Genomic DNA, 8,687 nt, shown 5'->3' with positions numbered 1-8,687 from the left:
AACGCCCGTGTGATTCAGAATGGCATTCGAGCCGTCACCCAGTTTTTCAGCCAGACGAACCACCTGATGCCCGATCAGCCGCGTGCCCAGGTCGTTGCGGAGGTACGGCTATGGTTCAATCCCGGTCGAGAAGAAGCCCTCTACATTGTTCCTGGAATCTTTGGCGTGATTTTATGGGTGTTTCCGTCCATGTTGACGGCGATCGCCCTCGTCCGCGAAAAAGAGCAAGGTACGATTGTGCAAATCTACGCATCGGATCTCAGTGCCACGGAATGGTTATTGGGTAAAGAATTAGCCTACTTGATCATTGCCACTGGGGAAGCCGTTGTGACCTTAGCGGTGGCAGCCCTTCTATTTGGCATTCGCCTCCGGGGGGATCCGTCTACGTTAATTGTGGGTACGGGCGTTTTCCTAGCGGCAGCCGTCGCCTTCGGCCTCTTTGTCGGGGCACGGGCTGGGAATCAGACGGGGGCAGTCCAGGGCACTGCCATTGTTGGATTTCTGACGGCTCTGTTGCTCTCTGGCTTTATCTACCGTCTTGAAAATGTACCCTTTCCCCTCTCCTTGGTCTCCAATGTGATTCCCGCTCGCTACTACATTGCGATCACCCGCGATGCCCTCGTGCGCGGCACGGGATGGGCGGGGGTGGGGTTGGCACCGTTGGCGATCGCCCTGTTGGGTGGATTCTTTTTTCGGATGGCGACCCGCATTCTTGGTCGGATGCAGTTTTCGGACTAGGACAACAGAATGTATTACCTGAAACAGTTTTTCCAATCCCGCTTTTGGGCGTTGATGATCAAAGAAATTCAGCAAATTCTGCGGAATAAACAGATCGTTTTTTTGCTGCTGTTTCCACCAACGGTGCAACTGCTCGTCTTTGGCTTGGCCTTAAACCCGGAGGTGACCGGGTTACGGCTGGGCGTGCTGGACTACAGCCGCACGGCAGATAGTCGCGCCTTGGTGTCTGCGTTGGTGGAAAACGATGTCTTTAAAGTCAAAGACTACGCAGATCGGCGAGCGGATCTGGAGGAACAGGTACGCACCGGCAAGATCGATGCCGGACTAGTAATTCCGCCCGACTTTAGCCAAACCCTTGGGGAAAAGAAAGAAACTCACGTCCAGGTCTTAGTTGATGGGGTGGATGCCAATACGGCAGGCATTGCCCAGGGCTACATAAAGCAAATTATTAATCAATACAACCAGACCCTCAACCCTGTACCGAGTGGGCGATCGCCCCCGCGTCCAGTCGAAACCCAGGTGCGTTTTTTATACAATCCGGGACTGCTCAGCAGTTGGTTCTTTGTGCCGGGGGTGATTGGTGTGGTGCTGACTCTCACAGGATCCTTAGTGTCCTCTACCACCGTGATTCGGGAGAAAAGTCTGGGCACGTTGGAGCAATTGCTGATGACTCCGGCAGCAGGATGGGAAATTTTGATGGCGAAAATTGTGCCATTGTTTGTGCTGCTGTTGGGGGATGTGCTGCTGGCGTCAGCCTTAGGACGATTTGTGTTTAATCTACCCTTTCGGGGAAATTATGGTCTATTTTTGAGCCTTTCAGCGCTCTATCTCTTTGTTTGCATCGGAATTGGCATTCTTCTGGCGACGCTGGCGGAAAATCAGCAGCAGGTCGTTCTCATCTCTTTCTTCTTCAACGTGCCGCTAATTCAGCTTTCTGGCGCGATCGCCCCTATTGAAACCATGCCCACTTTCTTTCGCGCCCTCTCTTTCTTTAACCCTCTCCGTCACTATGTTCAGATTGTCCGGAGTTTAATTCTCAAAGGGGTTGGTGTAGAGGCATTGTGGATTCACATTATTGCCCTCGTTATTTTTGCAGCGCTGTTTTTGGGGGTGAGTATTAATCGATTTCGGTCTCAGTTAAATTAGTTCGGGGTGAGCCTCAGTGATGGGAACACGCTGTTTCTGCCATGCAGCGGCGATCGCCCTGATCCAGTTTCGCCACTCCTGAGATTGCGCGAGACCGGACGCATCAAACTCCATGCCCCAACTGCGCGAGAAACCGTCAAAGCTATCACCCCAGTGGATTAGCATTTCAATGCCCACGTAGGGACTGTGGGGAATGGCTCGTTCTAGGTACTCGCGCATTTCAGTGGGATGACCGCTGGTGTAGAGATACCAGGCAATCCAAACCAAGGTGTGATAGCGAATCTGGGATTCTTGCCGTCGGAGGTACTCTGGAATATCGCCATGGCTAAAGAAATCATCAATCACCGCTGCGAGCGATCGCGCCTGGGGCAATCCTTTAGACATAGCGCTCTGATCATGCTGGCGATAGCCGACGGTCACCTGCTTGAGCCAGTCTGCTTTGCATCCTAAGCGGGCGAGGCGGAGGGTAAGTTCTGTATCCTCTGCGGGTGGAAATCGAGGGTCAAAGCCGCCTGCCTTGACGAGCCACTCACGCCGAAACATCATGGCACTAGGGAGAACGGGCTTCCAACGTAGCCAGCTTTCCAGATTGAGGACTGGCACCTGCTCCCAGGGTTTCACATCCATGATGAACTCGCCATCGGCAGTCACCCGCTGCCAGCCACTGTGGACAATGCCTAAGTCAGGCTGGTCGTAGAACATTGCGACTTGAGCCGCGAGTTTGTCGGGGAAGAAGAAGTCATCAGCATCCAGAAACGCGATCCACTCGCCTTGGGCCAATTCAATGCCGTGATTGCGAGCAGCAGAAACGCCTTGATTCTTCTGGTAGACGTAGCGAATATCGGAGCGGTAGGGGGCGATCGCCGCTTGGGTCTGATCCGTGGAGCCATCATCGATAACGATAATTTCCCAGTGGGGATAGGTTTGCTGCTGCACGCTGGCAATCGCCTGCGGAAGATAGCGATCGCAGTTATAGGCCGGAATCACAACACTAACCAGAGACATAACACTGCCAAAGTTGTTGGGACGGGTAGAGCGCAACAGCCCATTGCCGTTCTTCCAACTTAAATTACCCTACGAAACATGAAAAGTTGACGACAATTTCAAACAACTTCCATAAACTCGCAGTAGATTGGTGGAAACACCCCAAAAATGGTCATAGTCATCAAGAACCTATGGTTGTTAGCAACGCAACACTCGAATCTACCGCCAATCAGACCTCTGTTGAAGAAGGAACGCTTGCAATGGATTATGTAGAAATCATTGAAACGGTCATTTCCAGCCTCGAAGAAGACCAAACCGCAATGGTAAGTCATACGGACGACCATTATCTATGGACGTTTAAGTACGGATCGGTAGATGTCTTTGTAATGCTGACCGGAACCACAGACGATGACATTCTGAAGGTCTGGTCACCCGTGATGAGCTTGCCTGCCAAGGATGAGCCTGCCCTATTGCGGAAACTCATGGAAATGAATGGCAACTCTACGTTTGAGGCCAGTTTCGGTATTGTCAATAATCAGGTCATTGTTTCCGCCGCCCGCACCGTAGCGGGACTTTCCCCAGCGGAGATTTCTCGCAATATCACCATGGTTGCCATGATCGCCGACGAAAACGACGACCCGTTGCAGGCTGAGTTTGGCGCATAAGGCCCCCTGGCGCTACATTTCCCCCCTCGCAGCGTCGGGAACCCTGCAAATGGCGATCGATACTTGGCTCCTGGATCAGCATCGCCACGGGCAGCATCCCCCGACGCTGCGGTTCTATACGTGGAACCCTGCCGCGATTTCCCTGGGATACCATCAGCGTCAGTATCCTGAGCATTGGCACAATCTGCAATGGCAGGGGCAGACCCTTGACCGGGTGCGTCGTCCCAGTGGAGGACGAGCCGTGCTGCACCAAGGCGATCTGACCTATGCCGTGATTGGATCCGGGTTTGAAGGTAGCCGAATGCAGGCCTATCAGCGGATTTGCGAATTTTTGATTGCAGGATGGCGATCGCTCGGTGTAACGCTCACCTACGGTCAGGCGGGTCGCGGTTACATTCACAATCCCAACTGTTTTGGCACGGCAACGGTGGCGGATCTAGTGTTACCAGATGGCACAAAGCTGATCGGCAGTGCCCAACTCCGGCGAGGAAATGCCATCTTGCAGCATGGTTCTATTCGTTTAGCGACCGATCTGGACTTGTATCGAGCCGTCTTCCCCGATGAGCCAGAAGCCGCGTATCGAATGCCGACCCTTCCTGATCCTTTGGGATCGCTCTCTTTTGATCAAACCGTGGCGGTGGTGATTTCTGCCTTAAAACAGGCATTTTGCGACTGTATGCAGGTCGATCTAGTCGAGCAACCTTGGACGGATACGGAAGGGCGATCGCTCAATTTCAGTCTGCAAAAACGGTGATGCTCATGGGAGCCTGCTAACACAGAACAAAGCCACGCAGTGCGCGGCTTTTCTGGTGAACTATGGGCGATCGCGTCCTAGACCAACTCTTAGCGTTTTGGCGCTAGCATCATCATCATATTGCGACCTTCTTTCTTGGGGGCTTGCTGCACTTCTGCTAGGTCTTTCAAATCCGTTGCAAGCTGCTTTAGCAATGTTTCCGCAAGATCGACGTGCTGAATTTCTCGACCTCGGAACATCACCGTCGCCTTAACCTTGTCCCCTGCTTTAAGGAAGCGCTCGGCCTGCTTTACGCGCACCTGGTAATCATGGTCGTCAATCTTATAGCGCATCTTCACTTCCTTGACATCGGAAGTGTGCTGCTTCTTGCGCGCCTCACGAGCTTTCTTTTCCTGTTCAAACTTGAACTTGCCGTAGTCCATAATCCGGCAAACCGGAGGATCGGCTTTATCACTAACCAGGACTAAATCAAGATCTTTTTCCTCTGCAAGGTCTAGGGCTTCACTCGGAGTCATAATGCCAAGCTGGCCGCCGTCCGTGTCGATCACCCGAATTTTGGGGAATCGAATGCGTTCGTTGATGGTGGGAAGATCTCGATTACGGTTTTGCTTTGTAATAACAGCCATAGGCGCGTATTGTCGGTTTTGCTTTTCTGTTCTTAGAGATTAGTAGTAGGGAACCAAACGCTGAGACGTTACCGACCTTATCAAAACACGATAAAGCCATTACAACTGCTCTGCACAAACAGTTTAGTTAGACCTAGGATACTTAATATTACGCGATTATTCTCCTGAAATCGGACGTATAACTTATAGATTTGTTACCTCCCTATTTTATCCGGCACGATAGGCAAGATGTCTAGAGTGTGCCTCAGTGTAATCGTTCCCCAGGATTGGGAGGTCATATCGCTCCGTGACCTTTATGAGGAAAACTAAATATTTCCTTAACAGTTGCGTACGTTTGGAGATGCGGTGCAGCATCCGTGATTCCAGCATTCCGTCTTTGGCCTGAATGTAGGACAGTAGTGGCAACCATCATCAACAAAACGTATAGGAGCAACTATGGGGTGGATGCAGCATGTACAGCCCTTGGCTCGGCTCGTGATTGCCGCTCGGTGTCCATTGTGCGATCGCCCAGCCTCTAAAATTTTGTGCATCGATTGCGATCGCCAACTTCAGCGCGATCGCCTTTCTAATCCACTCCATCGGGAATCTGTGCCGATTGTCGCCTGGGGACAGTATGGAGGAACGCTACGGCAGGCGATCGCGGCGATGAAATATAACCATCAGCCTGAATTGGCTCGGTTATTGGGCATCCAACTAGCCCAGACCTGGGAGCGATCGCCCCTAGCTCGTCGGTATCCCAATCCAGTTGTTCTTCCCGTCCCCATGCATCCCCAGAAACAGGCAGAGCGAGGGTTTAATCAGGCCGAATTGATTGCAAAATCCTTCTGCCAATACACAAGGCTTTCCCTGCAAGCCTCAGGGGTGCAGCGGACTCGAAATACCGAACCGCTGTTTAATCTCTCGCCCACTGCCCGTGAAGCGATGTTGGACAATGCGTTTTGTTTGGGCAGCGACTTTCAGCGACGTCCCCCTAAGCTTGTGTTGTTGGTAGACGATATCTACACCACTGGGGCAACGCTGCGAGCGATTCATCATCTGTTGCGACAACACCATATTGCGCTATGCGGATTAGCCGTTAGCGCACGGGCGATCGCCCCATCTCAGCATCACAATGAATAAATTTAGGAGGGACGCACAATCGAGAGGTTGGGTGGAAATTCTTCTGTGCCAAAAACAGGAGCGGGATCGAGTCCTGAAATTTGTTGAAATTGTTCTGGCGTGATCGTACTCAAAATGGGCTGATGCTCCCAGCCTTTTAGCTTGTCGTGGGCTTGGCTAAAAAACGCAACCCCCTTTGGTAAAGGAACGCTAAGCCAGTTATCGACCAAGGTTTCCACTAACGCTAGTTCAATCAGCGGTGGTGGATAGTACTCAAATAAATCCTCCAAGTAGGTCAAGCATTGCTGAACTTCATCTCCATCTAAATGGTAGCTATCAACAATATGCTTCACCCGCTGTTGGCTTACTTCGTCTTGAATATCCATCATGGAATGGGGCTATACCTCAGTAGTTCAGCGATGAATGAAGTCGATTGGTAAATACTCTTCAGGTTTAAGCCTGCTTGGGATTGAAAGACCCTGAAGTTTTACGAATGAATTACACGTAAGCGTATTTGGCTTCCAATTCTAGAACAAATCTTGAAAAACATATCATCAACCTACAGCTCCGAAATGTTTTTTAGTAATATTTTTGAGCGGATGTACTGGTAAGTTTTATGGTCTGGCCATATCTTATCGGTCATGCCTGGTAATGCTCCCAGACTTTAGACTGCTTTTATAACTCCGAAGAAGATAGCCCGGTATGCTTAGAATTTGGCTCTTGATCTTAGAATTCTGATAGCGTTATTTCTGGAAAATATCTACCCATAAGCGCAATATTTAGAGTTTGGAGACGGATAAAACCTCCAGCATAATCATAATTTTTCGGCAGGATGCGCTAGCACGAACGGAACGCATTAAGTCCCTAGCCGACGCTACATTACGGCTTTACTGACACTTTGTATGTCGTCTGGGGGCAAAATCCCGCAGAATAGGAAGGTATTAAAGAGTCACGCCCGAATTATGCAGTTCATTGATCAGGCCGAAATTGAAGTTATTGCTGGAAAAGGCGGAGATGGCATTGTTGCCTTCCGGCGAGAGAAATATGTGCCTGCGGGTGGCCCCTCTGGCGGAAATGGGGGGCAGGGTGGCTCCGTTATTCTGGTTGCGAATCCTCAGCTACAGACGTTGCTAGATTTTCGCTATGCCCGCGTTTTTAAAGCTCAAGACGGACAGCGGGGTGGCCCCAAGAATATGACTGGGGCATCGGGTTCTGATCGCCTCATTGAGGTTCCCTGCGGTACGGTGGTCTACGATGCCGAAACCGAGGAGGTTTTGGGAGATTTGATCACCTCTGGTCAAACCCTTTGTGTGGCGAAGGGGGGGAAAGGGGGACTGGGCAATAAGTATTTTTTGAGCAATCAAAACCGTGCGCCTGAATATGCGTTGCCTGGTTTAGAAGGAGAGGTGCGATCGCTCCGTTTAGAACTGAAACTTTTGGCGGAGGTGGGCATTATTGGTCTACCCAATGCAGGGAAATCGACGTTAATTTCGGCGCTATCCGCTGCCCGACCCAAGATTGCCGATTATCCGTTTACCACCCTGGTTCCCAATCTGGGCGTTGTGCGGAAACCGACCGGAGATGGCACCGTCTTTGCTGACATTCCCGGATTGATCGAAGGTGCCCACACAGGTGCGGGATTGGGGCATGACTTCCTCCGCCACATCGAACGCACTCGCGTCCTGCTCCATCTAGTGGATTTGACTGCTAGCGATCCCATTGCCGACTTTCACACCATCCGAGCGGAACTGGATGCCTACGGGCATGGTCTTGCCGAACGTCCGCAGATTGTGGCGCTCAATAAGGTGGATGCCACGGGATTCGATGGAGACGTGACCGAATCGGGGCAAAGCGCAGAGGCGATCGCCCAAGCCTTGCAACCCTACACCGACTATCCGGTTTACATCATCTCGGCGGTATCGCGCACGGAACTAGATGCCCTGCTGCAACAGGTGTGGCAGGTGATTGATGCCGTTGAGGAAGACTCGGAGCTGCCGTCTTTAAGCTGACTTAAGCTGACAGGCTCTCAACGCAACTATTAATGCAATGGATAAGACTCGAAGCTGCCGTCTTTAAGCTGACTTAAGCTGACGCCTCAAAGGGAATTCGCTCTGCGTGCGCCCAGAAGGACTCTAGCCCGTAGAAGTCTCGCTCATCGGGCATGAAGAGGTGTACCACGACGTCGCCGTAATCCATCAGCACCCATCGCCCGTCCGCTTGCCCCGAAGAACGGATAGGCACCCGATGCCATTGCTCTTCCACCGCGTCTTCAATGGAACGGGCGATCGCCCGCACCTGGACATTGGAGAATCCGGTCGCGACCACAAAATAGTCGGCTAGGTAGGATACATCTGCCATTTTCAGCAGCGCAATATCCCCTCCCTTCCGATCATCAATGGCCTGGGCAATGGTCATCGCGAGGTTTAGGCTGTCATCATTCTCAACGAGATGGAGTGACCTAGGGGTTGCGGTGTTGGATGCAGTGCGGGATAGGTTTGGGTTTTCAGTCATTCAGTTGATTAATCCTCAAATTCATGGATGGAATGGGGGCAATGGCACAGGTTTAGAAACACAAATTTGGGTGGGGGATAGGCATGAGCCTGTCCTTCACCCAGGTTGGTGTGACGTACTCCCGACACCGATGCAAACATACGGTGCGGGCTTCTCCCACCGGAA

Annotated in this window: 10 protein-coding genes; 6 read left to right on the top strand and 4 right to left on the bottom strand. The window is 51.6% G+C overall.

The window, feature by feature from the left end; all coding sequences use genetic code 11:
- Together IGR76_00605 and IGR76_00600 are read left to right on the top strand one after the other, a co-directional pair.
- On the top strand, window positions 1-738 hold a 738-nt coding region (locus tag IGR76_00605; GenBank protein MBF2077045.1), incomplete at its 5' end, for an ABC transporter permease.
- 9 nt (window positions 739-747) lie between these two features.
- Window positions 748-1,884, top strand: coding sequence for an ABC transporter permease (locus IGR76_00600; GenBank protein ID MBF2077044.1), 1,137 nt, complete (start codon window positions 748-750; stop codon window positions 1,882-1,884).
- Here IGR76_00600 and IGR76_00595 read toward each other — a convergent pair.
- Entirely contained in the window at window positions 1,876-2,889 is a 1,014-nt protein-coding gene (locus IGR76_00595; GenBank protein MBF2077043.1) for a glycosyltransferase, read from the bottom strand. The genes IGR76_00600 and IGR76_00595 overlap by 9 nt on opposite strands.
- A gap of 170 nt (window positions 2,890-3,059) precedes the next feature.
- Between IGR76_00595 and IGR76_00590 the strand changes: the two genes are divergently transcribed.
- A complete protein-coding gene (locus IGR76_00590; GenBank protein MBF2077042.1) occupies window positions 3,060-3,533 on the top strand; it encodes a YbjN domain-containing protein in 474 nt (157 codons plus the stop codon).
- A gap of 49 nt (window positions 3,534-3,582) precedes the next feature.
- The gene (locus IGR76_00585) at window positions 3,583-4,287 is read left to right on the top strand and encodes a lipoate--protein ligase family protein (protein ID MBF2077041.1); all 705 of its coding nucleotides are present in this window, start codon (window positions 3,583-3,585) and stop codon (window positions 4,285-4,287) included.
- Between the two features lie 89 nt (window positions 4,288-4,376).
- Here the strand turns inward: IGR76_00585 and IGR76_00580 are convergent, their stop codons facing one another.
- On the bottom strand, window positions 4,377-4,913 hold the full coding sequence (locus IGR76_00580) for a translation initiation factor IF-3 (GenBank protein MBF2077040.1): 537 nt from the start codon (window positions 4,911-4,913) through the stop codon (window positions 4,377-4,379).
- A 435-nt stretch (window positions 4,914-5,348) separates the two neighbouring features.
- On the opposite strand from IGR76_00580, the gene IGR76_00575 reads away from it, so the two are divergent.
- Window positions 5,349-6,032 carry a ComF family protein gene (locus tag IGR76_00575; protein MBF2077039.1) on the top strand — a complete coding sequence of 228 codons (684 nt, stop codon included), beginning with the start codon at window positions 5,349-5,351 and terminating at the stop codon, window positions 6,030-6,032.
- Window positions 6,033-6,034: 2 nt separating this feature from the next.
- Here the strand turns inward: IGR76_00575 and IGR76_00570 are convergent, their stop codons facing one another.
- A complete protein-coding gene (locus IGR76_00570; protein ID MBF2077038.1) occupies window positions 6,035-6,397 on the bottom strand; it encodes a hypothetical protein in 363 nt (120 codons plus the stop codon).
- Window positions 6,398-6,973: 576 nt separating this feature from the next.
- Between IGR76_00570 and obgE the strand changes: the two genes are divergently transcribed.
- A complete protein-coding gene (gene obgE, locus IGR76_00565; GenBank protein ID MBF2077037.1) occupies window positions 6,974-8,020 on the top strand; it encodes a GTPase ObgE in 1,047 nt (348 codons plus the stop codon).
- 73 nt (window positions 8,021-8,093) lie between these two features.
- Here obgE and rsfS read toward each other — a convergent pair whose 3' ends face one another.
- On the bottom strand, window positions 8,094-8,522 hold the full coding sequence (gene rsfS / locus IGR76_00560; protein MBF2077036.1) for a ribosome silencing factor: 429 nt from the start codon (window positions 8,520-8,522) through the stop codon (window positions 8,094-8,096).
- Window positions 8,523-8,687: the final 165 nt, after the last annotated feature.

Origin of the sequence: Synechococcales cyanobacterium T60_A2020_003 (assembly GCA_015272205.1) — a bacterium.
In the GTDB taxonomy this organism is placed as follows: Bacteria; Cyanobacteriota; Cyanobacteriia; order RECH01; family RECH01; genus JACYMB01.
Note: the sequence above shows the minus strand (reverse complement) of the source record. Positions and strands in the feature narration are given on the sequence as shown.